At 71.8% G+C, this 24,206-nt stretch carries 31 protein-coding genes and 1 riboswitch; of the genes, 15 read left to right on the top strand and 16 right to left on the bottom strand.

Annotation, left to right across the window (positions count from 1 at the left end; all coding sequences use genetic code 11):
• Nucleotides 1-19 precede the first annotated feature (19 nt).
• The 3 genes from ACSP50_RS06770 to ACSP50_RS06760 all read right to left on the bottom strand — a co-directional run bounded on the left by ACSP50_RS06770 (nt 20) and on the right by ACSP50_RS06760 (nt 2,347).
• Nucleotides 20-1,399 (bottom strand): glycine--tRNA ligase, encoded by a 1,380-nt coding sequence (locus tag ACSP50_RS06770; RefSeq protein WP_014688411.1) that lies wholly within the window; start codon nt 1,397-1,399, stop codon nt 20-22.
• Nucleotides 1,400-1,461: 62 nt separating this feature from the next.
• Nucleotides 1,462-1,989, bottom strand: a complete 528-nt coding sequence (locus ACSP50_RS06765) for a hypothetical protein (protein WP_014688410.1) — start codon at nt 1,987-1,989, stop codon at nt 1,462-1,464.
• Between the two features lie 16 nt (nt 1,990-2,005).
• Nucleotides 2,006-2,347: an antibiotic biosynthesis monooxygenase gene (locus ACSP50_RS06760; RefSeq protein WP_014688409.1), complete on the bottom strand. Its 342-nt coding sequence runs from the start codon at nt 2,345-2,347 to the stop codon at nt 2,006-2,008.
• 34 nt (nt 2,348-2,381) lie between these two features.
• On the opposite strand from ACSP50_RS06760, the gene ACSP50_RS06755 reads away from it, so the two are divergent.
• The 7 genes from ACSP50_RS06755 (at nt 2,382) to ACSP50_RS06725 (ending at nt 6,589) form a co-directional block, all read left to right on the top strand.
• Nucleotides 2,382-2,636: a DUF6703 family protein gene (locus ACSP50_RS06755; RefSeq protein ID WP_014688408.1), complete on the top strand. Its 255-nt coding sequence runs from the start codon at nt 2,382-2,384 to the stop codon at nt 2,634-2,636.
• A 48-nt stretch (nt 2,637-2,684) separates the two neighbouring features.
• On the top strand, nt 2,685-3,539 hold the full coding sequence (locus tag ACSP50_RS06750) for a metal ABC transporter substrate-binding protein (protein ID WP_014688407.1): 855 nt from the start codon (nt 2,685-2,687) through the stop codon (nt 3,537-3,539).
• An 82-nt stretch (nt 3,540-3,621) separates the two neighbouring features.
• Nucleotides 3,622-4,404, top strand: a complete 783-nt coding sequence (locus tag ACSP50_RS06745; RefSeq protein ID WP_014688406.1) for a metal ABC transporter ATP-binding protein — start codon at nt 3,622-3,624, stop codon at nt 4,402-4,404.
• Nucleotides 4,405-5,265, top strand: a complete 861-nt coding sequence (locus tag ACSP50_RS06740; protein ID WP_014688405.1) for a metal ABC transporter permease — start codon at nt 4,405-4,407, stop codon at nt 5,263-5,265.
• Nucleotides 5,258-5,563: a helix-turn-helix transcriptional regulator gene (locus ACSP50_RS06735; RefSeq protein WP_014688404.1), complete on the top strand. Its 306-nt coding sequence runs from the start codon at nt 5,258-5,260 to the stop codon at nt 5,561-5,563. Before ACSP50_RS06740 ends, ACSP50_RS06735 begins: the two co-directional genes overlap by 8 nt.
• Nucleotides 5,557-5,961 carry a Fur family transcriptional regulator gene (locus tag ACSP50_RS06730; protein WP_014688403.1) on the top strand — a complete coding sequence of 135 codons (405 nt, stop codon included), beginning with the start codon at nt 5,557-5,559 and terminating at the stop codon, nt 5,959-5,961. The genes ACSP50_RS06735 and ACSP50_RS06730 overlap by 7 nt, the downstream gene beginning before the upstream one ends.
• Before the next feature lie 16 nt (nt 5,962-5,977).
• On the top strand, nt 5,978-6,589 hold the full coding sequence (locus ACSP50_RS06725) for a hypothetical protein (RefSeq protein ID WP_014688402.1): 612 nt from the start codon (nt 5,978-5,980) through the stop codon (nt 6,587-6,589).
• On the opposite strand, the gene ACSP50_RS06720 is transcribed toward ACSP50_RS06725, so the two are convergent.
• The gene (locus ACSP50_RS06720) at nt 6,552-7,103 is read right to left on the bottom strand and encodes a DUF6328 family protein (protein ID WP_014688401.1); all 552 of its coding nucleotides are present in this window, start codon (nt 7,101-7,103) and stop codon (nt 6,552-6,554) included. The genes ACSP50_RS06725 and ACSP50_RS06720 overlap by 38 nt on opposite strands.
• A gap of 31 nt (nt 7,104-7,134) precedes the next feature.
• Entirely contained in the window at nt 7,135-7,950 is an 816-nt protein-coding gene (locus ACSP50_RS06715) for an alpha/beta hydrolase (protein WP_014688400.1), read from the bottom strand.
• A gap of 138 nt (nt 7,951-8,088) precedes the next feature.
• Nucleotides 8,089-8,192, top strand: a riboswitch (TPP riboswitch).
• A 60-nt stretch (nt 8,193-8,252) separates the two neighbouring features.
• On the opposite strand from ACSP50_RS06715, the gene ACSP50_RS06710 reads away from it, so the two are divergent.
• From ACSP50_RS06710 to ACSP50_RS06680, 7 genes are all read left to right on the top strand, one after another.
• Nucleotides 8,253-8,837, top strand: coding sequence for an ECF transporter S component (locus ACSP50_RS06710; protein WP_014688399.1), 585 nt, complete (start codon nt 8,253-8,255; stop codon nt 8,835-8,837).
• 5 nt (nt 8,838-8,842) lie between these two features.
• Entirely contained in the window at nt 8,843-10,246 is a 1,404-nt protein-coding gene (locus ACSP50_RS06705) for an ABC transporter ATP-binding protein (protein ID WP_014688398.1), read from the top strand.
• A complete protein-coding gene (locus ACSP50_RS06700) occupies nt 10,243-11,034 on the top strand; it encodes an energy-coupling factor transporter transmembrane protein EcfT (RefSeq protein WP_014688397.1) in 792 nt (263 codons plus the stop codon). The genes ACSP50_RS06705 and ACSP50_RS06700 overlap by 4 nt, the downstream gene beginning before the upstream one ends.
• A gap of 177 nt (nt 11,035-11,211) precedes the next feature.
• Nucleotides 11,212-11,631 (top strand): DUF6086 family protein, encoded by a 420-nt coding sequence (locus tag ACSP50_RS06695; RefSeq protein WP_014688396.1) that lies wholly within the window; start codon nt 11,212-11,214, stop codon nt 11,629-11,631.
• A 98-nt stretch (nt 11,632-11,729) separates the two neighbouring features.
• Nucleotides 11,730-12,647, top strand: a complete 918-nt coding sequence (locus tag ACSP50_RS06690; protein WP_014688395.1) for a methylenetetrahydrofolate reductase — start codon at nt 11,730-11,732, stop codon at nt 12,645-12,647.
• 41 nt (nt 12,648-12,688) lie between these two features.
• Nucleotides 12,689-12,985, top strand: a complete 297-nt coding sequence (locus ACSP50_RS06685; protein ID WP_014688394.1) for an MTH1187 family thiamine-binding protein — start codon at nt 12,689-12,691, stop codon at nt 12,983-12,985.
• A complete protein-coding gene (locus ACSP50_RS06680; RefSeq protein ID WP_043510949.1) occupies nt 12,982-13,656 on the top strand; it encodes an HAD family hydrolase in 675 nt (224 codons plus the stop codon). The genes ACSP50_RS06685 and ACSP50_RS06680 overlap by 4 nt, the downstream gene beginning before the upstream one ends.
• 21 nt (nt 13,657-13,677) lie before the next feature.
• Here ACSP50_RS06680 and ACSP50_RS06675 read toward each other — a convergent pair whose 3' ends face one another.
• Genes ACSP50_RS06675 through recO form a run of 3 tightly spaced genes read right to left on the bottom strand, consistent with a single transcriptional unit; the run spans nt 13,678 to nt 15,745 of the window.
• A complete protein-coding gene (locus tag ACSP50_RS06675) occupies nt 13,678-14,193 on the bottom strand; it encodes a histidine phosphatase family protein (protein WP_014688392.1) in 516 nt (171 codons plus the stop codon).
• The gene (locus ACSP50_RS06670) at nt 14,190-14,972 is read right to left on the bottom strand and encodes an isoprenyl transferase (protein WP_014688391.1); all 783 of its coding nucleotides are present in this window, start codon (nt 14,970-14,972) and stop codon (nt 14,190-14,192) included. The genes ACSP50_RS06675 and ACSP50_RS06670 overlap by 4 nt, the downstream gene beginning before the upstream one ends.
• Complete coding sequence (gene recO / locus ACSP50_RS06665) at nt 14,969-15,745, bottom strand: DNA repair protein RecO (protein WP_043510946.1); 777 nt, start codon at nt 15,743-15,745, stop codon at nt 14,969-14,971. The genes ACSP50_RS06670 and recO overlap by 4 nt, the downstream gene beginning before the upstream one ends.
• Nucleotides 15,746-15,852: 107 nt before the next feature.
• Here recO and ACSP50_RS06660 point away from each other — a divergent pair, with 107 nt between their 5' ends.
• A complete protein-coding gene (locus tag ACSP50_RS06660; RefSeq protein WP_014688389.1) occupies nt 15,853-16,617 on the top strand; it encodes a DUF4097 family beta strand repeat-containing protein in 765 nt (254 codons plus the stop codon).
• Here the strand turns inward: ACSP50_RS06660 and ACSP50_RS06655 are convergent.
• The 8 genes from ACSP50_RS06655 to ACSP50_RS06620 form a co-directional block, all read right to left on the bottom strand.
• Nucleotides 16,576-17,622 carry an acyltransferase gene (locus ACSP50_RS06655; protein WP_014688388.1) on the bottom strand — a complete coding sequence of 349 codons (1,047 nt, stop codon included), beginning with the start codon at nt 17,620-17,622 and terminating at the stop codon, nt 16,576-16,578. The genes ACSP50_RS06660 and ACSP50_RS06655 overlap by 42 nt on opposite strands.
• Before the next feature lie 84 nt (nt 17,623-17,706).
• Nucleotides 17,707-18,582 (bottom strand): GTPase Era, encoded by an 876-nt coding sequence (gene era / locus ACSP50_RS06650; RefSeq protein WP_043513656.1) that lies wholly within the window; start codon nt 18,580-18,582, stop codon nt 17,707-17,709.
• 362 nt (nt 18,583-18,944) lie between these two features.
• The gene (locus ACSP50_RS06645; protein ID WP_014688386.1) at nt 18,945-19,325 is read right to left on the bottom strand and encodes a hypothetical protein; all 381 of its coding nucleotides are present in this window, start codon (nt 19,323-19,325) and stop codon (nt 18,945-18,947) included.
• Nucleotides 19,318-20,664: a hemolysin family protein gene (locus ACSP50_RS06640; protein WP_014688385.1), complete on the bottom strand. Its 1,347-nt coding sequence runs from the start codon at nt 20,662-20,664 to the stop codon at nt 19,318-19,320. Before ACSP50_RS06640 ends, ACSP50_RS06645 begins: the two co-directional genes overlap by 8 nt.
• A 1-nt stretch (nt 20,665) precedes the next feature.
• On the bottom strand, nt 20,666-21,136 hold the full coding sequence (gene ybeY / locus ACSP50_RS06635; RefSeq protein ID WP_014688384.1) for an rRNA maturation RNase YbeY: 471 nt from the start codon (nt 21,134-21,136) through the stop codon (nt 20,666-20,668).
• 24 nt (nt 21,137-21,160) lie between these two features.
• Complete coding sequence (locus ACSP50_RS06630) at nt 21,161-22,237, bottom strand: PhoH family protein (protein WP_014688383.1); 1,077 nt, start codon at nt 22,235-22,237, stop codon at nt 21,161-21,163.
• Between the two features lie 192 nt (nt 22,238-22,429).
• Nucleotides 22,430-23,794 carry a serine hydrolase gene (locus ACSP50_RS06625; protein ID WP_014688382.1) on the bottom strand — a complete coding sequence of 455 codons (1,365 nt, stop codon included), beginning with the start codon at nt 23,792-23,794 and terminating at the stop codon, nt 22,430-22,432.
• On the bottom strand, nt 23,791-24,144 hold the full coding sequence (locus ACSP50_RS06620) for a histidine triad nucleotide-binding protein (protein WP_014688381.1): 354 nt from the start codon (nt 24,142-24,144) through the stop codon (nt 23,791-23,793). Before ACSP50_RS06620 ends, ACSP50_RS06625 begins: the two co-directional genes overlap by 4 nt.
• Nucleotides 24,145-24,206 lie beyond the last annotated feature (62 nt).

Genomic DNA, 24,206 nt, shown 5'->3' with positions numbered 1-24,206 from the left:
TCCACCGGCGTCGAACCGATCAGCAACCCGGCAGGCGCTTGATCAGGTAGTCCTCGATCTGGCTGAGCGAGACCCGCTCCTGCTTCATGGTGTCCCGGTCGCGCACGGTGACCGCGTCGTCGGTCAGCGTGTCGAAGTCGACGGTGACGCAGAACGGGGTGCCGATCTCGTCCTGGCGACGGTACCGCCGGCCGATGGCCTGCGAGTCGTCGAACTCGACGATCCAGCGCTTGCGCAGGTCGGCGGCGAGGCCCTTGGCCTTGGGCGACAGCTCCGGGTTGCGGGACAGCGGCAGCACCGCGACCTTGACCGGGGCCAGGCGCGGGTCGAAGCGCATGACGGTGCGCTTGTCGACGCCGCCCTTGGTGTTCGGGGCCTCGTCCTCGTCGTATGCCTCGAGCAGGAAGGCCAGCACCGCACGGGTGAGGCCGGCGGCCGGCTCGATCACGTACGGCGTCCAGCGTTCCTGCTTCTCCTGGTCGAAGTAGGACAGGTCGACGCCGGAGTGCTTGGAGTGCGTGGTCAGGTCGAAGTCGGTGCGGTTGGCGATGCCCTCGAGCTCGGCGAACTCGGTGCCGCCGAACTGGAAGCGATACTCGATGTCGACGGTCCGCTTCGAGTAGTGCGAGAGCTTCTCCCTGGGGTGCTCGTAGAAGCGCAGGTTGCTCTCCGACAGGCCCAGCCCGCGGTACCAGTTCCAGCGCTCCTGCAGCCAGTACTCGTGCCACTGCTCGTCGTCGCCGGGGGCGACGAAGAACTCCATCTCCATCTGCTCGAACTCGCGGGTCCGGAAGATGAAGTTGCCCGGCGTGATCTCGTTGCGGAAGCTCTTGCCGACCTGCGCGATGCCGAACGGCGGCTTCTTGCGGGCCGCGGTCGCCACGTTGGCGTAGTTGACGAAGATGCCCTGGGCGGTCTCCGGGCGCAGGTAGTGCAGGCCCTCGGTGCTCTCGGTCGGGCCGAGGTAGGTCTTCATCAGGCCGTTGAACATCTTCGGCTCGGTGAAGGTGCCCTTGTTGCCGCAGTTGGGGCAGTTCAGCTCGGACAGCGAGGCGGGCAGCGAGCCGTGCTTGGCCTCGTACGCCTCCTCGAGGTGGTCGGCCCGGAACCGCTTGTGGCAGGACTGGCACTCGGTCAGCGGGTCGACGAAAGCGTCGAGGTGACCGGAGGCCGCCCACACGTCCTTGCTCAGGATGACGGCCGAGTCCAGGCCGACGATGTCGTCGCGCTGCTGGACCATGGTCCGCCACCACTGCCGGCGGACGTTCTCCTTCAGCTCGACGCCGAGCGGACCGTAGTCCCAGGCGGAGCGGGTCCCTCCGTAGATCTCGCTGGAGGGGAAGACGAAGCCCCGGCGCTTGGCAAGGCTGACAACGGAATCGATGCGGTCGGCAGGCATGAGTCTCCTACGCCGGCTGGGTGTCGGCGGGGGTATCGGGATGACAGGGGACCCGAGCCACGCTACTCCCCGACGGAGCACACCTCGAACGCGCCCGTGCTGCTGTTCTGCCCGAGCTGAGCCTCGACGTGGTCGGTGCCGCCGTCGGCATAGGTGAGGTCGACCGGCACCTCACCGGTGACCAGATCAAGATCACCGATGGAGTACGAGTCGATCCGCTCGTCCTGCGTGACGCGGGCGCGATACTCGGTGATCGACTCCCGCGCCCGGGCCTCGGGGCAGAGCTGCGCATACGCCTTGGTGTAGTCGCCGGCCTTGACCGCGTCCAGGTATTTACCGACCACGACGTGCGCCTGCTCGGTGAACGCGCTGGTCATCGCGAGGCCGAGGCCGACCACCGCGGCCAGCCCGCCAGCGCAGACCAGCGCCACGATGCCACCGCCGATGCCGAAGCCGAGCCCGATCCGACGCCCGCGGCCCTCGACCGGCGGCGCCGGGAACGGCGGGTGCACGCCCGGGCCGGGCGGCGGGGGCGGCGCGACGAAGGTGGGCGTCTCGGGAAGCGCCGGATACGGCTGACCGTAGGTCATGCGGCCAGCCTAGTGCTCAGCGCCACGACTCGGCCGCCCGGTCACTGGCGGTCTCGGTCACCGGCTCCCCCGGCCCGGCGGCGGCCAGCGTCTCGAACGCGGACGGCTCGTCGAGCGAGCGCGCGAGCAGCGGGGTGGCGTGCACCTTCACATCGAAGTTGCCCAGCGCGCGGCGGTAGGCTCCGACCGACTCCCACTCGGTCACCAGGGTCCAGGCGGCGGTGTCCTCCAGGGCGCGGGCGAGCCGGCCGGACAGGTATCCGGGGCATCCGGCGAGGGCCGCGAGCGCGGCGTGCGCCTGCTCCCGGAAGTCGTCCTGCGTGTCCGGCGGGACCAGGAATCGGTTGAGCACCAGCATGTGACGAGGGTACGCACGCCGCGAGGGAGCCGCTGTGACGACGCCGGACCATTTTCTTCGCCGGCTGGCGAGGGTGAATCCCACCTCGGCGTTCTTCGCCGCGCTGGCCCTGCTGCTGGCCGGCCTGTTCCTGCCGGGCGTGGTGGGCGCGCTGCTGCTGGCGGTGCTGGCGGCCGGGCTGGCCACGCTGACCTTCACCACCTGGCCGGTCCAGCCGCCGATCACCCGGCTCGTCCGGGTGGTGCTGCTCACCCTGCTGATCGTCGCGGTGCTCGGCAAGGCCCTCTGACCCATGCGCTTTTGACAATCATTGTCATTATCGACCACAGTTGGTGCCATGATGCGCCGCCTGCTCACCCCGCTGCTCCTGCTGGCCGTGCTGGCCGGCTGCGGCGCGCGGGCCGCGGCGGACGGCCGGATGCCGATCGTGGCCGCCTTCTACCCGCTGCAGTTCGTCAGCGAGCGGATCGGCGGCGACCTGGTCCGGGTGGTCAACCTGACCAAGCCGGGCGCCGAGCCGCACGACGTCGAGCTGAGCCCGCGCCAGGTGGCCCAGATCGTGGACGCGAAGGTGGCGGTGCACGTGGCCGGCTTCCAGCCCGCGGTCGACGAGGCGATAGAACAGAACGCGGCGATTGCGGGGTACGACGTGTCCGCCGCCGCCGCGCCCGAACATCACGACCCGCACGTCTGGCTCGACCCGGTCCGGCTCGCCGCGATCGCCGACCGGCTCGCCGTCCGGTTCGGGCAGGCCGACCCGCCGCACGCGGCCACCTACACGGCGAACGCCGCCGCCCTGCACCGGCAGCTCGACGACCTGGACGCCGAGTTCCGCACCCGGCTGGCCTCCTGTCCGCGGCGGGAGCTGGTGACCAGCCACACCGCGTTCCACTACCTGGCCGAGCGGTATCACCTGACCCAGATCGGGATCACCGGGGTGGACCCGGAGGCCGAGCCGTCGCCACGCCGGCTGGCCGAGGTCGCCGCCGACGCCCGGGCGCACGGCACCACCACGATCTTCTTCGAGACCCTGGTCAGCCCGAAGGTCGCCGACACCATCGCGCGTGAGGTCGGTGCGAAGACCGCGGTGCTCGACCCGCTGGAAGGCCTGATCGACCCGTCCGCGGACTACTTCTCGGTGATGCGGGCCAACCTGGCCTCGCTCACCACGGCATTGGGGTGCCCGTCATGACCGGCGGCACCGGGCGGCACCGCCGCAACCTGACCATCGGCGCCGCAGGCGAGGGCCACGAGGGCATGACAAGGAGGGCCCAGTGAGTGTGATCGCGGTTCGGCACGTGGCGGCCGGTTATGACGGGCGGGAGATCCTGCGGGACGTGGACCTGAGCGTCGCGGCCGGCGACGTGGTCGCGGTGCTCGGCGCCAACGGCTCCGGCAAGTCCACCCTGATCCGGACGATCCTCGGCCTGGTCCCGGTGCGCCGCGGGGAGATCGACCTGTTCGGCACCGCGCAGCGCCGGTTCCGCGACTGGGCGCGGATCGGCTACGTGCCGCAGCGCCTCGGCGCCGGCAGCGGCGTGCCGGCCACCGTCGGCGAGGTGGTCGCCTCCGGCCGGCTGGCCCGGCGCGGGCTGTTCCGGCTGCCCGGGGCCGCCGACCGGGAGGCGGTGCGGCAGGCGCTGACCGCGGTCGGCCTGCTGGACCGGATCGGCGACCCGGTCAGCACCCTCTCCGGTGGGCAGCAGCAGCGCACCCTGATCGCCCGGGCCCTGGCCGGCCGGCCCGACCTGCTGGTCCTCGACGAGCCGACGGCCGGGGTGGACGCGGCCAGCCAGGAGGCGTTCGCCGGGGCGCTCACCGAGTTCGCCGCGAACGGCGGCACCATCCTGCTGGTCCTGCACGAGTTGGGCCCGCTGCGGCCGCTGATCGGCCGGGCCGTGGTGGTGCACGAGGGCCGGATCGCGCACGAGGGGGTGCCGCCGGAGCCGGCCGGGCATCACGCCGAGCCGGGCCACGACCATGTGCACCCGCATGCCGACGAGGCGAAGGCCGGCATCTGCGAATGGGCGCCGACGGACGGGATGAAGGCGTACTGAATGGACCTCTTGACCTATCCCTTCATGCTGCGCGCGCTGGCCGGTGCGCTGATCATCGGTCTGGCCGCGCCGGCGCTCGGCGTCTACCTGGTGCAGCGACGGCTGTCACTGATCGGTGACGGGATCGGGCACGTGGCGCTGACCGGGGTCGGCGTCGGCCTGCTCACCCACCGGTCGCCGGTGCTGACCGCGGTGCTGGTCTCGGTGATCGGCGCGGTCGCCGTGGAGCTGGTCCGCGAACGCGGCCGCACCTCCGGTGACCTGGCGCTGGCCCTGCTGTTCTACGGCGGGATCGCGGGCGGCGTGGTGCTGGTCGGGCTCTCCGACGACGCCAGCAACGCCAGCCTGATGCAGTACCTGTTCGGGTCGCTGATCACCACCTCGCCGCAGGACATCGTGGTGATCGCCGGCCTGGGTGCGGCGGTGCTGATCGCCATGCTGGTGTTCCGGCCGGCGCTGTTCGCGCTCTGCAACGACGAGGAGTATGCCCGGGTCAGTGGACTGCCGGTGCGTACGCTCAACCTGCTCCTCGCGGTGACGACCGCGGTGACCGTCACGATCGCCATGCGCACCGTCGGTCTGCTCCTGGTCTCCGCCCTGATGGTGGTGCCGGTGGCGGCCGCGCAGCAGCTGACCCGCGGGTTCCGGTCCACGATGGCGGTGGCCATGCTGATCGGGGTCGGCGCGGCCGGCGCCGGGGTGGTGCTGTCCGGCCAGATCGACACCGCGCCGGGCGCCACCACGGTGCTGCTGGCCCTGGCCGCGTTCCTGGTGACCGCCGCGGCCGGCGCGCTGTGGCACCGCCGGCGACGCCCGGCGCCTGCCCACGCCGAACCGCCGGACGTGGTGCTGCATGGCTGAGCAGGGCGCCGGCCACGGGTCGTACGAGGCGGCCGGCGCGCTGCTGCGGGCGCTGTCCGCCCCGATCCGGATCGCCATCGTGGTGCGCCTGGGCGGTGGCGCATGCTGCGTGCACGATCTGGTCGCCGAGCTCGGCGCCGCACAGCCGCTGATCTCGCAACACTTGCGGGTGTTGCGCGGCGCCGGCGTGGTGCGGGGTGTCCGGCGCGGCCGGGAGATCGCATACTCCCTGGTGGACGACCACGTCGCGCACATCGTCGCCGACGCCGTGAGCCACGCAAGGGAGAATCGATGGTGAGCCCGGACAGTGCTCAGCGCAACACCAAGCAGCGCAGCGCGGTGAGCGCCGTGCTCGCCGAGACCGAGGGATTCCACAGTGCGCAGGACCTGCACGCGATGCTGCGCGACCGGGGTGAACGGGTCGGGCTGACCACGGTGTACCGGACGCTGCAGGGCCTGGCCGACGCCGGCGAGGTGGACGTGATGCGCCCGCCCGGCGGCGAGCACCTGTACCGCCGCTGCAGCCAGGGGCATCACCACCACCTGGTGTGCCGATCCTGCGGGCGGACCGTCGAGGTGCTCGGCCCGGCGGTCGAGTCGTGGGCCGAGAAGATGGCCGGCGAGCACGGGTTCGTCGACGTGTCACACACCATGGAGATCTTCGGGACCTGCCCGGAGTGCGCGCACCGGGGCTGAGTGCGACCCTCCACAGGTGAAGCTCTACGCCGACCGCATGCCCATCGCCGTCCGCCAGCTCGTCACCGACATCCTCGTGGTGATCTGGGTCTACCTCTGGATCCGGGCCGCTCTCTGGGTTCACGACCTGGTGCAGCAACTGGCCGTCCCCGGCCAGAAGCTGGAGAGCGCCGGCGGCGGCATCGCCGACAACCTGGCCGACGCGGGCGGCAAGGTGGGCCGGGTGCCGATCGTCGGCGATCAGCTGACCAAACCGTTCGCCGGGGCCGCGAACGCCGCCCGGTCGATCGCCGAGGCCGGCCAGCAGCAGCAGGACCTGGTCGGCAAGCTGGCGCTGATCCTGCCGCTGATGGCGGTCGCGGTGCCGCTGGCCGTGATCCTGTTCCTCTGGCTGCCGAGGCGGCTGCGCTGGGTCCGGCGGGCCACCACGGCGAGCGCGGTCCGCGACCTGCCGGCCGGGCGGGACCTGCTGGCGCTGCGAGCGCTCGCCTCCCGGCCGCTGAGCGAGCTGGCCCGGCTCGGCCCGGACATCGCGCAGAGCTGGCGGGCCGGGGACGCGGCGGCCGTCGACGCGCTCGCCGACCTGGAACTCAGGCGCCTCGGTCTGCGTCGAGCAGGCCGCTCGTAGCCGAGTCGGCCGGGGCGTCGTCGAGGACGAAGCCGTCCTTGTCGTCGTCGGTGGCCCAGCGCTTGTGGGTGACCGGCAGGATCGCCCAGAAGGTGAGGAACCAGCCGGCGCTGAGCACCGTCAGCACCACCGCCCAGCGGGCGTGCAGCACGTAGTCGGTGACCAGCAGCACGCTGCTGACCATCGAGACCAGCATGCAGGCCAGGCCGGCGCTGGCCATCCGGTGCGCATACCGGACCAGCTCCGGTTTGCGGCCCTGGCGGAACAGCGCCCGGTGGAACGCGACCGGCGAGATGATCAGCGCGGTGGCGAACGCCGCACTGATCAACGCCACCACGTAGGTGTCCCGCTGGAACTCGGTCGCCTTCGGGAAGCCGCTGGAGAACGGCAGGGTCAGCAGGAACGCGAACAGGATCTGCACGCCGGTCTGCGCCACCCGCAGCTCCTGCAGCAGGTCGGCGAAATTCCGGTCCCACCGCTGCTTCTGCGTTTCCTTCGACGGAGTGGCGGCCATGGTGAGCGAGGATTCCCGGTCGCGCCCATGGTCAAACGCCGATGCGTGCCAGGATCGCGTCGCCGAGTTCGCGGGGCGCCTGTTCGGGCACCCAGTGGCTGACCCCGCGCATCGCGACCAACTGGTAGTCGGCCGGCACCCAGTCGGCGGTGCGCAGCGCGGCGGTCAGGCCGACCACCCCGTCCCGGTCGCTCCAGACGTACGTGGTCGGAACGGTGATCTCGCCGAGGTCGGCGACGTCCGAGGAGCGGAAGGCGCGGTACCAGTGGAGCGCGGTGGTCAGCCGGCCCGGCTCGCGCATCGCCTTGACGTACAGGTCGGCACGCGGCCCGATCGCGCCCAGCATCCGGCGCATCACCAGGGCGCCGCCGCCGAGCAGCAGCTTCTCCGCCACGGCGCTGCGGAAGACCTGGAAGTAGGCGAGCCGGGCCTGCTGGGACGGCCGGACCCGCAGGGCCAGCAGCAGCGCCCGGGGGTGCGGCACGGAGATCGCGGTCAGGGTGCGCACCCGGTCCGGGTGCCGGCCGGCGACCAGCCAGCCGACCTGGGCGCCCCAATCGTGGCCGACCAGGTGCACCGACTCCAGGCCGAGCGCGTCCAGGACGCCGAGGACGTCGGCGACCGGCTCGCCGATCCGGTAGGCGGGGACGCCGGACGGGCGGGCGCCGGGCGAGTAGCCGCGCTGGTCCATCGCGTACGTCCGCAGGCCGGCCTCGTGCAGGCGGGGCAGCAGAGGGTCGAACTCCCGGTGATCCTGCGGAAAGCCGTGCAGCAGCAGAACCGGCCGACCGTCCTCGGGACCGCCCACGGCCACCTCGAACGTCAGCCCCCGGGCCTTGACCTCCATGTGATCACTCCCTCGCTGTGCTACATCGCCGACCTGGTGTTAGCGTCATCGAAGCACATGCACCGAAGCTTTTCCGCGACGGCGGAGACCAGTGCGTCCACTTCAGCGACGCGCGGGTCGAGGCAGCCGCGAAAGAGCTTCGTCCGACAGGGGAGCGCACAGCGCTGAGAGTGCGGATCATCCGCAGACCCTCGTACCTGATCTGGGTAATGCCAGCGCAGGAAGTTCGGTCTTTCTTCAGCCGCGTCAGGCCGCCAGGCTCGGCGTGCGTCTCCTCCCGGTAACCGCTGGGAGGCGTATCAATGACATCCACCCATCGCTGGCGCACGATAGACATCGTGATCGCCTCGGTGATCGCCGTCGCGTTCGGCGTCATCTTCTGGGCCTGGGACGCGCTCTGGGCCGCCACCGAGAACGCGTTCACGTTCTTCCCGCCGGCCCAGGCCGTCCTCTACGGCATGTGGTTCCTGCCGGCCGTGCTGAGCGCGCTGATCATCCGCAAGCCGGGCGCCGCGTTCTTCACCGAGACGGTCGCCTCGATCATCTCGGCGCTGCTCGGCAATAAGTGGGGCGCCACCGTGATCATCCAGGGTGCGGCCCAGGGCCTCGGCGCCGAGCTGGCCTTCGCCCTGTTCCGCTACCGGGTCTTCACCCTGCCCGCCGGGCTGCTCTCCGGCGCCCTGGCCGGCCTGGTCGCCGCGGTCTTCGACTGGTACGTCTGGACCTACGACTACGACCTGTGGAGCTACCGGATCCCGTACGCGCTGATCACCGTCGTCAGCGCCACCGTGATCGCCGGCGCCGGCGCCTGGCTGCTGGTCCGCGCGCTCGCGCCGACCGGCGTCCTGGACCGGTTCGCGGCCGGCCGCCAGCGGGCATTGATCTAATCGCGGTGAGCGAGGTTCAGCTCCGCGGGTTCGGCTGGCGGCACGCGGGCCGCCGGGCCTGGGCGGTGCGCGGCCTCGACCTGCACATCCGGCACGGCGAGCGGGTGCTGCTGCTGGGCCCTTCGGGGGCCGGCAAGAGCACCCTGCTCGCCGCGCTGGCCGGCCTGCTGCCCGAGGATTCCGGGGAGGCCGCGGGCGGCATCGAGATCGACGGGCTGGAACCGCCCAAGGCCCGCGACCGGGTCGGCATCCTCTTCCAGGACCCGCAGACCCAGCTGGTGATGGCCCGCTCCGGCGACGACGTGGCGTTCGGCCTGGAGAACCGCGGTGTGCCGGCCGGCGAGATCTGGCCGCGGGTCACCGAAACCCTGGACCGGGTCGGATTCCGGTATCCGCTGGACCGCTCCACCGCCGCGCTCTCCGGCGGCGAGGCGCAACGGCTGGCCCTCGCCGGGGTCCTCGCGCTGCGCCCCGGCCTGCTGCTGCTCGACGAACCGACCGCCAACCTGGACCCGGCCGGAGCCGCGCTGATCCGCGACGCGATCGCCCAGGCGGTCGGCCCGGACACCACGCTGATCATCGTCGAGCACCGGGTCGCCGACGCGTTGCCGCTGGTGGACCGGGTCGTGGTGATCGAGGCGGGCGGTGGGGTGCGGGCCGACGGCACGCCTGAGGCGATCTTCGCCGCCTACGGCGACGAGCTGGCCGAGCAGGGCGTCTGGGTGCCGGGGCACGCCGTCGAGTCGCGGATCGCCCCGGTCACCGTTCCCTCCGATCTGGTACGTGCGGAACAGACCGGCGTGCCGGGACGCCTGCCCGCCGTGAGGCTGACCGCGGGCGCCGGCGAAGTGCTCGCGGTGACCGGGCCGAACGGCGCCGGCAAATCCACCCTCGCGCTGCTCCTCGGCGGGCTGCTCGCCCCGGGAACCGGGCGGGTCAGCGCGTTCGGTGACCGGAAACCGCCGCACCGGTGGCGGGCCAGAACCCTCACCCAGCGGATCGGCTCGGTCTTCCAGAACCCGGAGCACCAGTTCGTCACCACCCGGGTCGCCGACGAACTGTCACTCGGACCCCGGCGGCTGGGCCGCGGCGCCGCCGAGATCCGGGCCACCGTCGACGAGTTGCTGCACCGGCTGCGGTTGGAGCGGCTGGCCGAGGCGAACCCGTACACCCTCTCCGGCGGGGAGGCTCGGCGGCTGAGCGTGGCGACCGCACTGGCCACCGCACCCCGGCTGCTGGTGCTCGACGAGCCGACCTTCGGGCAGGACCGGCGGACGTGGACCGAGTTGGTGACGTTGCTGGGCGAGCTGCGCGACGAGGGGCACGGCGTGGTGGCGGTCACGCACGACGAGGAATTCGTCCGTACCATCGCCGATCGGACCGTCACCATCGGCGGACCGCGACCGTGAACCTCCTCCTCGAGCCGATCGCCGACCCGGGCGCGCCGCTGGCGCGCCGCAACCCGGTGGCCAAGCTCGGCGCCGCGCTGCTGTTCGCCCTGCCGATGATCGCGACGCTGGACCCGGTGACCCCGGCCGTCGCGCTCGGCGTCGAACTGATCGCACTGCCGTTCTTCGGGGTGCGGGCGCGGGTGCTCGCCCGGCGGATCTGGCCGCTGCTGCTGACCGCGTTCAGCACCCTGGTCGCGATGGTGCTGTTCGCCGCCGACCGCGGTGGTGAGCTGCTGTTCTCGGTGGGGCGGGTGGACGTGACCACCGGCGTGTTGGCGAGCGCGACCGGTCTGATCCTGCGGATCTTCGCGGTGGCCCTGCCCGGGATCGCGGTGTTCACCACCACCGACCCGACCGACCTGGCCGACGCGCTGGTGCAGAACGCGAAAGCGCCGGCCCGGTTCGCGATCGGGGCGCTCGCCGCGTTCCGGCTGCTGCCGCTGCTCGGGCAGGAGTGGCGGATGCTGACCCTGGCCCGACGGGCGCGCGGAGTGGAAACCGGGAAGAACCCGGTGGCGTTCGCGTCGACGGCGTTCGCGTTGCTGGTGGGAGCGCTGCGACGCGGCGTGCGGCTGGCGGTGGCGATGGACGCGCGCGGATTCGACTCCGGGGTGCCGCGGACGTACGCCCGGACCCAGCGCTTCACCGCGGCCGACGCGGTGCTGCTGGTGACGGCCGTGGTGCTGTCCGCCCTGATCCTGGCAGTGAGCGTGGTCTCCGGAGTGTTCCGGCCGATCATCGGTTGACCGCGCGTTCGTCACCCGGTCACCGGCTCGCCGGTGGACGTTGTCCGCACCTGGCGAAGGTTCCTGACATGAACCATTCGCCGGCCCATCGGCATGCGCCGGGCGGTCGTCCCGCGCGGAACAGCGACTCCCGCAATTGACTTGCCGGCCCCGCCACGACGCGATGATCATGGATGGGTGAGTCAGTATTTCGAGGTCGGCGACCTGGTCCTGTGGAATCCGTCGAACGGGGTGGCGAGGCTCTACGCGCGCACCGGTGAGGCGGTGGCACCGCTGGTGGAACTGCCGACCGGCATCGGTCCGATGATCGCGGACGAGTATGAGATCGACCTCGACGTCTTCGTGGCCTTCGTGGACGCGTTGACCGGCTACTACCTCGGGGCCCAGCATCCGATTCTCCGCTCGCTGATGGAGGGCTTCCTCGCCACGTCGATCGTCATGGTCCAGCGGGCCGGGCGGGAGCTGCCGGCGCTCCGCGAGCAGCAGCGGCCGCACTGGTGGAACGTCTCGGTGACCACACGCGGGGTCGCCCCGACCGCCGACCGCGACGAGCTGCTCGACCTGGTCGCCGAGCACGCGATGAGCATGGCCCGGTAGCCGCGGCCCCCGCCGCACCGGGCGACGGGCCGGCTCGGTGGGCGGGATGGTGGGACTGTCGTGCAGGTCACCGAGGGGGTGTTTTCTAGGGTGGTGCCATGACTCGTGCCCGACTGCCGCAGCTGTTGGCCGACGCCCGTAGCGGGGTGTTGCTGTTCAGCATCACGCCGCCGAAGCGCAGCACCCCCGAGGAGCGGATCAAGGAGATCGCCGAGGTCACCCTGGAGCGGCTCGGCCGGCTCGACCTGGACGGGCTGATCCTCTACGACATCGACGACGAGTCCGACCGGAACCCGGTCGAGCGGCCGTTCCCGTTCCTGGCGTCGCACGACCCCGCGCAGTATTACGAGACGCACCTGGGCGCCTGGAAGCAGCCGGTGATCATCTACCGCTGCGTGGGGAAGTACGCCGAGGAGGAGCTGCGCGACTGGATGCGCGGGGTCGATCCGGAGCAGGTGCTCGGTGTCTTCGTCGGCGCGTCGTCGGGCGGCAAGGCGGTCCGCACCGGGTTGCGCCGGGCGCAGGAGTTGCGGGCCGAGGTCCGGCCGGAGCTGCCGCTGGGTGCGGTGGTGATCGGGGAACGGCCGGAGGAGCACCGGCGGATGCTGACCAAGCAGGATCGGGGAGCGAGCTTCTTCATCTCCCAGGTCGTCTATCACGTCAACGAGACCAAGAACCTGATCTCCGACTACTTCTACGAGTGCCGGGCCCGGGACATACCGCCACGGACCATGATTTTCACGCTGTCGCTGTGCGGGTCGCTGAAGACGCTGGAGTTCCTGCGCTGGCTCGGCGTCGACGTTCCCCGCTGGCTGGAGAACTCGCTGCGGCACACCGCCGACCCGCTCGCCGAGTCGTACAAGCACTGCCTCGACATCGCCCGTGACCTGCGGGACTTCTGCGAGCACCTGGGCGTCCCGTACGGCTTCAACATCGAGAGCGTCTCCATCCGCAGGGAGGAGATCGAAGCCACCACCCGCCTGGCCGCCGACATCGCCACCCTCCTCGGCCGCTGACCCCACCCGGCCGCACGAGGATCGGCTGGCAGGATGGAGGCATGCTGGTCGCCTTCTCTGTCACGCCGATCGGGGTCGGGGACTCCGTCGGGGATGCCGTCGCCGAGGCGGTGCGGGTGGTTCGGGCCTCGGGGCTGCCGAACCGGACCGATGCCATGTTCACCACGATCGAGGGTGAGTGGGACGAGGTGATGGCGGTGGTCAAGCAGGCGGTGGAGGCGGTGGCCGCGGTCGCCCCGCGGGTGAGTCTGTCGTTGAAGGCGGATGTGCGGCCCGGGGTGACCGGGGCGCTGACCGCCAAGGTGGACCACATCGAACGGGTGCTGGGCGAGTCATGAGGCGTCTGGTGATGTGGGACGTCGACTACACGCTGCTGCGCGGCGGCGGGGTGGCGGCCCGGGCGTGGAAGGCCGCGTTCACCGAGGTGACCGGGGTGGCCTGGCGGGATACGCCGATCTTCGGTGGGCGCACCGACCTGGACATCTGCGGCGGGGTCTTCGAGGCGCACGGGGTGACCGACTGCACCCCGGAACGCTTCTTCGCGCGGTACGTGGAGATCGTCGACACGGTCCGGCACGAGTTCGCCGAACAGGGTGCGCTGATGCCGGGAGTGCGGGAGATCCTCGCCCACCTCGCGGAACGGCCCGATGTGGTGCAGACCCTGGTGACCGGCAACGTGCCCGAGGTGGCGGCGGCGAAGGTGGCGGCGTTCGGCCTGTCCGGTTCGTTCGACGCCGAGGTGGGCGGTTACGGCACGGACGACAGTGTGCGGGCCACCCTGGTCCGCCGCAGCCTGGAACGCGCGCGGGCGAAATACGGCGAGCCGTTCCGGCCGGTCGTGATCGGCGACACCGTGAACGACGTGACGGCGGCGCTGGCCAACGACGCGGTCGCGATCGCGGTCGCCACCGGCGCCACCCCGGCGGCCGACCTCGCCGCCGCCGGCGCCCACGTGGTCCTGCCCGACCTGACCGACCTGGAAACCGCCGTCAAGGCAATGACCGACTGACCGCCGCGGGGCGGCGAGAGGTCACGGGCGGAGTTCGGGCGGGAAACCTGTCCACTGCAACGACGCCGGCAGATGGCTCACGTCGTTGAACATGATCACTCGCGGCTTCTGGCCCGGGAAATAGCGGATCAGGGTCAGCCCGGCGTTGCACGAGTTCAGGCCCCGCCAGCGGTCTTCCGGTGCCTCCAGCGCGTCCCGCACGAACCAGGCCACCTGGAACGCGTGGGTGATCACCAACTCGTGCGTCTCCACCGGCGCGGCCCCGGTGAAGCGGGCGATCATGCCGGCCGAGTTCGCCGGGGTCGGAAACTGGTCGTCGAGTTCGTCGGCGGGGTGCAGCGGCACCTCGGGCGGCAGATGCGCCGCGACGATCGTGGCGGTCTGCACCGCCCGGGCCAGCGGACTGTGGTGGACGGCCGTCAGCGGCACGTCGGCGAGGCGTTTCCCGAGCAGGGCGGCCTGCTGCTCGCCGTCGCCGGTCAGTCCGGTCTCGTCCTCGTTGGCGAAGGCGTGCCGGGCGATCCACAGGTGCCTCATGACGGGCTGACCGGGTTGGGCAGGGCGCCGCCGAAGCGCCGGTCGCGCTGGGCGTAGAGCTCGCACGCATACCAGAGGTGGCGGCGGTCGAAGTCGGGCCAGAGCGTGTCCAGGTAGACCATCTCGGCGTACGCCGACTGCCAGAGCAGGAAGTTCGACGTGCGCTGCTCGCCGGAGGGGCGCAGGAACAGGTCGACCTCGGGGACCTCGGGGTGGTACAGGTATTTCGCGATGGTCTTCTCGGTGACCTTGTCGGCTCTGAGTTTGCCGGCCGCGACGTCCCGGGCGATCGCCGCGGCGGCGTCGGCGATCTCCGCCTGGCCGCCGTAGTTGACGCAGAACTGCAGGGTGAGCGTCTTGTTGTGCCGGCTCATCTCCTCGGCGGTCTGCAGCTCGGCGATCACGCTTTTCCACAGCCGGCCGGACCGGCCGGACCAGACCACCCGGACGCCGAGGTCGACCAGCTGGTCGCGGCGGCGGCGGATGACGTCACGGTTGAAGCCCATCAGGAAGCGCACCTCCTCGGGCGAGCGCTTCCAGTTCTCGGTGGAGAACGCGTAGGCCGAGAGGTAGGGGATGCCCAGCTCGATGGCGCCCTCGATGGCGTCGAAGAGGGAGTGCTCGCCCTGCTCGTGGCCCTTGGTGCGGGACAGGCCGCGCTCCTTGGCCCAGCGGCCGTTGCCGTCCATCACGATCGCCACGTGCCGGGGGATCGCCGCGGACGGCAGCTGGGGCGGCCGGGCGCCGGAGATGTGCGGGGTGGGCGGACGCGGGCTCACGGTTTCAACTCCCGTCGGTCGACAAGCGGCAACGAGCGTAACGAGCGCTCCATGTGCCATTGCAGGTGGGCGGCGACCAGGCCGCTGCACTCCCGGCGCACCGACGGCGCGGACGCGTCGGCGACCGGCCAGTCGCCGCTGGTGAGCGCGGCCATCAGGCCGATCGTGTCGGGGCTGGGGTGGGCGGCACCGGGTGGCCGGCAGTCGGGGCAGACCGCGCCGCCGGCCGGGACCGCGAACGCGGCGTGCCGGCCCGGGTCGCCGCAGACGGCGCACTCGGTGAGCGCGGGCGCCCAGCCGGCGAAGGCCATGGCGCGCAGCAGGTAGGCGTCCAACACCAGGCTGCCGGCGTGCTCGCCGGCCGCGAGCGCCTTGAGCGCGCCCAGGGTGAGCTGGAACAGGCGCAGCGCCGGCTCCCGCTCGACCGGGGTGAGCCGCTCGGCGGTCTCGCAGATGGCGCTGGCGGCGGTGTAGCGCGGATAGTCGGCGAGGAAGCTCTTGCCGAACAGCGACAGCGCCTCGACCTGGCTGACCGAGTGCAGCGCGCTGCCCACCCCCTCGGGCGACCCGGCGAGCTGCAGGTCGATGTGCCCGAACGGCTCGAGCCGGGCGCCGAAGCGGGAGGTGGTGCGGCGCACGCCGCGGGCGACCGCGCGCAGCCGGCCGTGCCGGCGGGTGAGCAGGGTGACGATTCGGTCGCTCTCGCCGAGTTTCTGCACACGCAGGACCACCGCGTCGTCGCGGTAGAGGTGGCGTCGATATCCAGCGGGCACTCCGCCATTCTGCCCGCTGGGTGCGACAAACCCTGACCCGGATCTCAGGGTCGTCTCCGGGACGGGACTGATGGCGTCTCGGGTGTCCCCGGAAATAGCGTCGGCACATGACCCGCAGAGTTGCCCTTCTCCTCGCCGCCGCCTCGGTCGCCGCCCTGGCCGGCTGCGACGGCGTGGTGGGCGCCAAGATGACCTTCGACGACACCGAGAAGACGAAGGTCACCGACATCGTGCTGAGCGGTGGCAGCGGCGATGTGACGGTGACCACCGGGGCGGTCGGCGAGACGCACATCAAGCGCATCGTGCGCGGCGGCAACGGCTCCGGCCCGTCGTATCAGCTCTCCGGGACCACCCTGACCCTGCCCACCGACTGTGGCTTCAACTGCTCGGTGTCGTACGAGGTGGACGCGCCGGCCGGGGTGGCGGTGCACGGCAGCATGCGGTCCGGCAGCACGTCGCTGACCGGGGTCGGGGCCGTCGACCTCAAGCTCACCTCGGGGGACGTGGTGATCGATCACGCCACCGCGCCGGTCAAGGTCAAGGCCACCTCGGGCAGCGTGACGGTGACCGGCGCGCCCGCGGTGACCCTGGAGGCCACCTCGGGTGACCTGGCGGCCCGGGAGATCGCCGGGCCGATCGACGCCCGGGTCACCTCCGGCGACGTGGATCTGGAGTTGTCCCGGCCGGCCTCGGTGACCGCCGTGGTGACCAGCGGCGACCTGATGCTGCGTGTGCCGGTGGGCAGTTACCAGCTCAAGGAGCACGCCACCACCGGCGACGAGCACATCGAGGGGATCACCGACGATCCCCGGTCGCCGAACGTGCTGGATCTACGCGCGCGCAGCGGCGATCTCACCGTCGGCACCCTCTAGGGCCGGGGCCGGCGACACCGGGACCGGCACCGGCCGGCCGGGCAGCAGCGCCGGCCGGCGTCCGGCGGCCACGTCCTCCACCCAGCCGACCAGGGCCAGGGCCACGGCGATGAGCAGCGTCACGACGATCAGCCGCCAGCCGATCCCGTACGCCCCGCGGACCGGCAGCCCGTGCCGTTCGCCGAACTCGGTGACCCCGAGCAGGATCGGGATGTGCCAGAGGTAGATGCTCAGCGCCCGCGCGTTGAGCACGGTCAGCACCCGGTGCTCGCCGACCCTCGGCGAGCAGCCCATCGCGACCAGCACGAAGGCCGCCGACCAGAGCGCGTTGCCGATCGGGATGTCGTTCAGGTCGAGGCCGCGCGGCCCGGAGTGGGTGAGCACCCACGCCATCCCGGGCACGGCGAGCGCGGCCGCCAGCGCGATCAGCCGCTTGCGCGGGATCCGGGCCAGGTGCCCGTCGTGATGGGCGAAACCGAGCAGCCACGCCCCGCCGTACAGGGCCAGGTCGTGCACCACGTTGACGACCCGGGCGCCGGTGAGCTCCAGGACCAGCAGACCGGCGTACGGCAGCAGGACCGCGATCAGCGGGATCCGCCGGAAGACCGGCAGGGCCAGCGGCGAGAGCAGCACGAACCAGAGGAAGTCCCGCAGATACCAGGCGTGGCTGAGCGAGGCCATCCACCAGCCGGTGGCCTCCGGGTCGACCAGCGGAAAACCCCAGAGCAGCAGATGTACGTCGAACGGGGTACCGCTGATCAGCATGGCCGGCACCGCGATCAGCAGGGTCAGCACCCAGAGGGAGGGCAGCAGCCGGCGCAGCCGCCGCTCCACCGCCCACACCCCGAAGCGGTCCAGGGAGGCCGCCATCAGCGACCCGGCCAGCGCGAACATCACCGACATCGCCGGGAAGACGATGGTCAGCGCGGCCCAGCCGGTGAGGTGATAGACGACCACCCGGACGGTGGCGATCGCGCGGAGCAGGTCCAGGTACCGGTTGCGCATGGCCAACGGTGTTACCCGCTTTGGGACCTTAAGTGCAAATTCCGGTGAAGAATCCCATAATCAGGACATATGCACCTTTAGATGTCAGAAGCCCAACTTCCGGAGCTGCTTCGGATCGCGCTGCCACTCCTTGGCGACCCGCACGTGCAGATCGAGGTACACCTTCCTGCCCAGAAGCTGCTCGATCTCGCCGCGCGCCCGCGTCCCGACCGTCTTGAGCCGCTCGCCGCGCGTCCCGATCACGATCGACTTCTGGCTGTCCCGTTCCACGTACAGATCCGCATAGATCTTCGTGGTCCTGCCCTCCACCTGCATCTCCTCGACCAGCACGGCGATCGAGTGGGGCAGCTCGTCGCGAACCCCCTCCAGCGCCGCCTCGCGGATCAGCTCGGCGATCAGGACCTGCTCCGGCTCGTCGGTCAGCACGTCGTCCGGGTACAACTGCGGGGACTCCGGCAGGTAACGCACCATCACGTCGGTCAGCGTCTCCACCTGGTGCCCGGACACCGCGCTGACCGGCACGATCTCCGCGAAGTCGTACAGCTCGGCGACCGCGAGCAGCCGCTGTGCCAGGGTCTGCGGATCGACCAGGTCCACCTTGGTGACCACCGCGATCACCTTGGCCTTGAGCTCGCCGACCTCCGCCGAGATGAACCGGTCACCGCGCCCGACCGGCTCGTCCGCCGGGAAACACACCCCGATCACGTCGACCTCGCTCCACGTCTCGCGGACCAGGTCGTTGAGCCGCTCGCCGAGCAGCGTGCGGGGCCGGTGCAGACCCGGCGTGTCGACCAGCACCAGCTGGGCGTCCGGGCGGTGCAGGATGCCCCGGATCACGTGCCGGGTGGTCTGCGGCTTGCTCGAGGTGATCGCGATCTTCTGCCCCACGATCGCATTGGTCAGCGTCGACTTGCCCGCATTCGGCCGCCCGACGAAACAGGCGAAACCCGCCCGATACACGCCGTCGTCCCTGCGGTCCGACGCCGCCGCCTTATGCCGATGCACCCGTTGCGGCGCGCTCGGGGCACGATCGTCCGATGGCGGTGTACGCCGTTCCGCGCGCCCGCCCGCACCCCGCACCCGCCCCGGGGCGCCCGTCGAGCCGGCGCGCTCCCCCCGCGTACCGCCGAAACCGCCGCCGCGCCCGCCCCGGGACGCCGCGCCCGAACCGCCCGCCTTGCGCCCCGGCTCCCTGCCCTGTCCCTGGCCTCTGCCCTGGACCTGGCCCTGGCCGTCGGCCGCCTTGCGAGCCGCCCGGCGCTCCTGGCGCCGCAGCTCGTTGCGCTCCCCCGCGGTCAGCCGCCGCTCGTTCTCGTCGGCCATCAGGAGACCGTGCCGAGCAGCGTCCCGGACGGGCCGGCCACGTGCACCGGCGCGTCGGCGGCCAGGTCACGCACCGCGGCGTGCCCGGCGCCGTCCAGCGTCGACGCCTCGGTCACCACCGCCGCCGCCTCGATCTTCGTGGCGCCGGACGCCGCGGCCTGGGCCACCGCCAGCTGCAACGCGGTCAGCGACAGGCTGGGCAGCGCCACCGAGGCGGCCGCGTAGGTGCGTCCGTCCTGGTCACGCACCGCGGCGCCCTCGGCCGCACCGGCCCGGGCGCGCGAACTGCGGGCCAGGGTGACCAGCTTGGCGTCCTCGGCGCTCAGCGCGGAACCGTCCGCCCCGGGCACAGGGACGGCGGCAAAGCTCTGCTCAGGCATCAGCGGGAAGTCTTTCCTCGTTCTCGGTTACGTTCTCGTCGTTGTCATCGGTCGGCGTGACCGGCGGGACCCGGCGCACCAGCACCGAGTCGATCCGGTTCCGCCGGCCGGCGGTGCCCTCGGCGATCAGGTGCAGGCCGCCGACGTCGGCCTGGGCGCCCGGGATCGGCACCCGGCCCAGCGTCTGCGCGAGCAGGCCGCCGACCGTCTCCACCTCGTCGGTGGGCAGCTCCACGCCGAACACGTCGCCCAGATCCTCGATCGGCAGCCGGGCCGCGACCCGGACCGCGCCGTCGTCCAGATGCTCGATCGGCGGGCGCTCCACGTCGTACTCGTCGGTGATCTCGCCGACGATCTCCTCCAGGATGTCCTCGATCGTCACCAGACCGGCCGTGCCACCGTACTCGTCGACCACGATGACCAGGTGGTTGCGGGCCGCCTGCATCTCCGACAGCAGGTCGTCGACCGGCTTCGACTCGGGCACGAAGGTCGCCGCGCGCATCGCGTCGGCCACCGCCTGCGCGGCCGCCGCCGGATCGCCGTTCTGCGTGCGGCGGATCACATCCTTGAGATAGAGCACGCCCAGCACGTCGTCGACGCTCTCGCCGATCACCGGGATCCGGGAGAACCCGGACCGCAGGAACAGGTAGAGCGCCTGCTGCAACGTCTTCGGCGCCTCGATCCACACCATCTCGGTGCGCGGCACCATCACCTCACGGGCGATCGTGTCGCCCAGCGCGAACACCGAATGGATCATCTCGCGCTCGCCGTGTTCCACCACGCCGCGCTGCTCGGCCAGGTCGACCAGCTCGCGCAGCTCCACCTGGCTGCCGAACGGGCCCTCCGGGAAACCGCGGCCCGGGGTGACCGCATTGCCGATCAGGATCAGCAGCGAGGCGAGCGGATTCAGCACCCGGCCCAGCCAGCGGACCAGCGGCGCGGCGGCCCGGCCCACGGCGTACGCGTGCTGGCGGCCCACCGTGCGCGGCGCGACACCCACCACCACGAAGCTGACCAGGGTCATCGCCCCGGCCGTGACCAGCGCCGCGGACCAGCCGATCCCCCAGTTGTCCACCGCCACCAGCGCCACCAGGGTGGTGGCCGACAGCTCGCAGAGCAGCCGGATCAGCAGCAGCAGGTTGACGTAGCGGACCACGTCGGAGGCGACCGCGGTCAGCGCGCCGGCCCCGCGCTGACCCTCCCGGGCCAGCTCGGACGACCGGGCCGCGGAGACCGTGGCCAGCGCCGCGTCGGTCATCGAGGCGAGACCGGCCAGCAGGACCAGCCCGACCGCGATGATGATCAGTTGCAGTTCGGGCAGGGTCGAGGCGGAATTCACGTCAGCCGGCTTTACGACCGGCGCGCCAGCTCTGCAGGAGCTTGTTCTGCAGGGCGAACATCTCCCGCTCCTCCTCCGGCTCGGCGTGGTCGTACCCGAGCAGGTGCAGCGCGCCGTGCACGGTGAGCAGATGCAGCTCGTCGGCGGCGGTGTGCCCGGCGGCGACCGCCTGCTTGGCGGCCACCTCCGGGGCCAGCACGATGTCGCCGAGCAGGGCCGGCTCACCGGCGCCCGACTCGCCCGGACCGTGGTCGACGCTGCCCTCGTCCATCGGGAAGGCCAGCACGTCGGTCGGCCCGTCGCTGCCCATCCAGCGATGGTTCAGCTCGGCCATGTAGTCGATGTCGACGAGCAGGATGGACAGCTCGGCGAGCGGGTTGACCCCCATCTCGTCGAGGGCATGCCGGGCAACCGCGAGGATCGCGTCGGTGTCGACCTCGACTCCCGACTCGTTGGCGATCTCGATGGACATAGTGGTGCGATTACCCCTTGCGAATCAGCGCCGCCGCGGGGCGCGGCCGTTGGCGGCCCGCCCGGGAACGGCATGAACGGAATTGGCTGCCTGCTGCTGCTCCTGCTCGGCGTCGAACCGCGCATAGGCGTCCACGATCTCCGCGACCAGCCGGTGCCGCACCACATCCGAGCTGGACAGCTCGGCGAAGTGCACGTCCTCGACGTTCCGCAGGATCTCCCGGACGACCTTGAGGCCGCTGGTCGTGCCACCCGGCAGGTCGACCTGGGTGACATCACCGGTCACCACGATCTTGGCCCCGAACCCGAGCCGCGTCAGGAACATCTTCATCTGCTCGGGCGTCGTGTTCTGCGCCTCGTCCAGGATGATGAACGCGTCGTTGAGGGTGCGGCCCCGCATGTAGGCCAGCGGGGCGACCTCGATGGTGCCGGCGGCCATCAGCCGCGGGATCGACTCCGGGTCCAGCATGTCGTGCAGGGCGTCGTAGAGCGGGCGCAGATAGGGGTCGATCTTCTCGGTGAGCGTGCCGGGCAGGAAGCCCAGCCGCTCGCCGGCCTCGACCGCCGGCCGGGTCAGGATGATCCGGCTGATCTGCTTGGCCTGCAGCGCCTGCACGGCCTTGGCCATCGCCAGATACGTCTTACCGGTACCGGCGGGGCCGATGCCGAAGACGATCGTGTTCTCGTCGATGGCGTCGACGTAGTGTTTCTGTCCCAGCGTCTTGGGCCGGATGGTGCGGCCCCGCCGGGACAGGATGTTCAGCGTGAGCACCTCGGCGGGTCGCTCGGAGGTGGTGTCCTCGAGGATCCGCAGGGTGCGGCGGACGGCGTCGACGCTGAGCGTCTCACCCTTCTCGATGAGCTCGATGAGCTCGGAGAAGAGTCGCTCGGCGGTGGCGTTGTCCGCCGGCTCGCCGGTGATGGTGATCTCGTTTCCGCGGACGTGCACATCGCTGCTGAGCGTGCGCTCGATCAGGCGGAGGATCTCGTCCTTGGCGCCGAGCAGGTTCACCATGATCTTCGGGTCGGACACCGAGATCTTGGTCTGCGCCCGCACCGGGCTGGACGAGCCCGTGCTGGAAGGGTTCGGCGTACCGGTCATAGGGCGGCCCGGGGGCCTCCGCCACCTGCTCTCATTCTCGGCGTCACCCCTGTGCGGAGCGGCGTGCTCAAGGATCGTGCCATCCTATCCGCTCGCACGCCGCCCCGCCGATGCCATTATCGCGCCACCGCCGCCGAGGCGACGCGGATCACCCGTCCGACGCCGGCCGCGCGCAGCCCTCGCGGACGTGGATCACCCGTCGGATGCCAGGCCGCCGTCGAAGGTCTGCTGGTCGCGGGTGAACCGGTAGGTGGCCCAGTGCATCCGGACCACCGCGCCGGAGTCGTCCCGGGTCAACCGGAGCAGCTCGCCGGCCTCCCGCCCGGAGACCGTGCGCAACACGTCCGGCCGATCCGGCAGCGGCTGGAAGATCGCCGGCGGCCGGTCCGCGGGCGCCTCGGCGAGCCGGGCCTGCAGCCGCCCGTCGTGCCACCCGAAGACGAAGTCGGAGCCCTCGCTCCACCAGCGGCCCAGGATCGAGCGGTACGCGGCGGGCGCCGGCGCGGCCATCCGCCAGGGCCGGATCTCCGCCGGATCGGTCTCGACCGCGAGCCGCAGCAGCTCGTGGGCCAGATCGATGGTCTGCCCGGCGGTGCCCGAGGAGCCGAGCACCGCGCAGCCGAGGCCACCCGGGTTGCCCTCGCCGCCGCGCCGGCCGTAGACGCCGGCCAGGAAGCCGGGCATCGCCCCGTCGTGACCGACATGTGTCACCCGCCGGCCCTCTGGGGCGAGGATCAGGCCGAGCCCGAAGCCCTGCGCCCAGAGCGCCTCGTCGGTGGTGGTGACCGGCCAGCGCATCTCCTCGACGGTGGCCGCCGCGAGCACCCGGTCGTCGTGCGGGTCGGCCAGGAAGGCGGCCCACCGCGCCATGTCGGTGGCGGTGCTCCAGAGCTGGGCGGCCGGGGCGACCCCGCCCAGGTCGATGGCCGGCTCCGGGCGGGCCGCGTCGGAGTACGCGTCGACCAGGTAGCCGACGACCGCCTCGGCCGGCCGGTCGACGGTGGTGCGGGTCAGGCCGAGCGGGGCCAGGACGCGCTCGGCGAGGATCTCCGCCCAGGTGCCGCCGCGCAGCTTGGCGACGAGCTGGCCGAGCACGGCGAGGCCGAGGTTGGAGTAGTGGTAGCGGCGGGCGTTGGGCAGCACCCGCTCGACCCGGTCCAGTTCGGCGAGCATCCGGGCGGCGTCCGGGCTGATCAGGGTGTCCCACACGTCGCCGTGCGGCTCACGCTGGTATCCGGCGGTGTGCGAGAGCAGCCGGCGGATGGTGGCGTCGCCGTGCGCCGGGACGTCGAGGTAGCGGCTGACCGGCTGGTCCAGGTCGAGCAGGCCGTCGTCGCGGGCCTGCATGACCAGCACCGCGGTGAACGTCTTGGTGACCGAGCCGATCCGGAACCGGCTGTCCGGGCCGAGCGGCCGGCCCGGTGTCCCGGACTCGCCGACGGTGCACACCCAGGGGTCGCGGTCGGCACGGACCAGGGCGACGCTGAGCGCCGGGATCCGTCCGTCGGCCTGCGCCCGGCGGACCGCCCGCTCGTACCGCGGGTGGTGGCCGGTCACCGGGCGGCCAGCATGCGGCCCAGCGGCGCGCCCCCGACGACGTGCGCGTGCACGTGGAAGACCTCCTGGCCGCCGTGCGCGCCGGTGTTGAAGATCACTCGGTAGCCGTCGGTGGTCAGGCCCTCGGCGGCGGCGACCGCGGCGGCCGTGGCCAGCACGTCGGCGGCCGCGGCCGGGTCCCGGACCGCCAGGTCCGCGACGTCGGTGTAGTGGCCGACCGGGATCACCAGCACGTGGGTCGGCGCCTGCGGGTTGATGTCCCGGAAGGCGACCGTGGTCTCGGTGCGGTGCACGACGGTCGCGGGGATCTCGCCGGCGACGATGCGGCAGAACAGGCAGGAGTTGTCCACCCGTCGGATCTTATGCGGCCACCAGGTCGGCTTGAATGGGTCCCGGAATACCCCACCCCTGC

It is taken from the genome of Actinoplanes sp. SE50/110 (assembly GCF_900119315.1).
Lineage (GTDB): Bacteria > Actinomycetota > Actinomycetes > Mycobacteriales > Micromonosporaceae > Actinoplanes.
The sequence above is the reverse complement of the archived record's forward strand: the minus strand, read 5'-3'. Positions and strand labels throughout refer to the sequence as shown.

Coding starts and splice junctions, on each gene's coding strand:
- ybeY (WP_014688384.1), bottom strand. CDS start 21,136: ATGTCCATCGAGATCGCCAACGAGTCGGGAGTCGAGGTCGACACCGAC.
- ACSP50_RS06770 (WP_014688411.1), bottom strand. CDS start 1,399: ATGCCTGCCGACCGCATCGATTCCGTTGTCAGCCTTGCCAAGCGCCGG.
- ACSP50_RS06730 (WP_014688403.1), top strand. CDS start 5,557: ATGGTGAGCCCGGACAGTGCTCAGCGCAACACCAAGCAGCGCAGCGCG.
- ACSP50_RS06710 (WP_014688399.1), top strand. CDS start 8,253: ATGACATCCACCCATCGCTGGCGCACGATAGACATCGTGATCGCCTCG.
- ACSP50_RS06760 (WP_014688409.1), bottom strand. CDS start 2,347: ATGCTGGTGCTCAACCGATTCCTGGTCCCGCCGGACACGCAGGACGAC.
- ACSP50_RS06630 (WP_014688383.1), bottom strand. CDS start 22,237: ATGACCGGTACGCCGAACCCTTCCAGCACGGGCTCGTCCAGCCCGGTG.
- ACSP50_RS06660 (WP_014688389.1), top strand. CDS start 15,853: ATGACCCGCAGAGTTGCCCTTCTCCTCGCCGCCGCCTCGGTCGCCGCC.
- ACSP50_RS06645 (WP_014688386.1), bottom strand. CDS start 19,325: ATGCCTGAGCAGAGCTTTGCCGCCGTCCCTGTGCCCGGGGCGGACGGT.
- ACSP50_RS06655 (WP_014688388.1), bottom strand. CDS start 17,622: ATGCGCAACCGGTACCTGGACCTGCTCCGCGCGATCGCCACCGTCCGG.
- ACSP50_RS06765 (WP_014688410.1), bottom strand. CDS start 1,989: ATGACCTACGGTCAGCCGTATCCGGCGCTTCCCGAGACGCCCACCTTC.
- ACSP50_RS06720 (WP_014688401.1), bottom strand. CDS start 7,103: ATGGCCGCCACTCCGTCGAAGGAAACGCAGAAGCAGCGGTGGGACCGG.
- ACSP50_RS06715 (WP_014688400.1), bottom strand. CDS start 7,950: ATGGAGGTCAAGGCCCGGGGGCTGACGTTCGAGGTGGCCGTGGGCGGT.
- ACSP50_RS06675 (WP_014688392.1), bottom strand. CDS start 14,193: ATGAGGCACCTGTGGATCGCCCGGCACGCCTTCGCCAACGAGGACGAG.
- ACSP50_RS06680 (WP_043510949.1), top strand. CDS start 12,982: ATGAGGCGTCTGGTGATGTGGGACGTCGACTACACGCTGCTGCGCGGC.
- ACSP50_RS06690 (WP_014688395.1), top strand. CDS start 11,730: ATGACTCGTGCCCGACTGCCGCAGCTGTTGGCCGACGCCCGTAGCGGG.
- ACSP50_RS06750 (WP_014688407.1), top strand. CDS start 2,685: ATGATGCGCCGCCTGCTCACCCCGCTGCTCCTGCTGGCCGTGCTGGCC.
- ACSP50_RS06735 (WP_014688404.1), top strand. CDS start 5,258: ATGGCTGAGCAGGGCGCCGGCCACGGGTCGTACGAGGCGGCCGGCGCG.
- ACSP50_RS06685 (WP_014688394.1), top strand. CDS start 12,689: ATGCTGGTCGCCTTCTCTGTCACGCCGATCGGGGTCGGGGACTCCGTC.
- ACSP50_RS06740 (WP_014688405.1), top strand. CDS start 4,405: ATGGACCTCTTGACCTATCCCTTCATGCTGCGCGCGCTGGCCGGTGCG.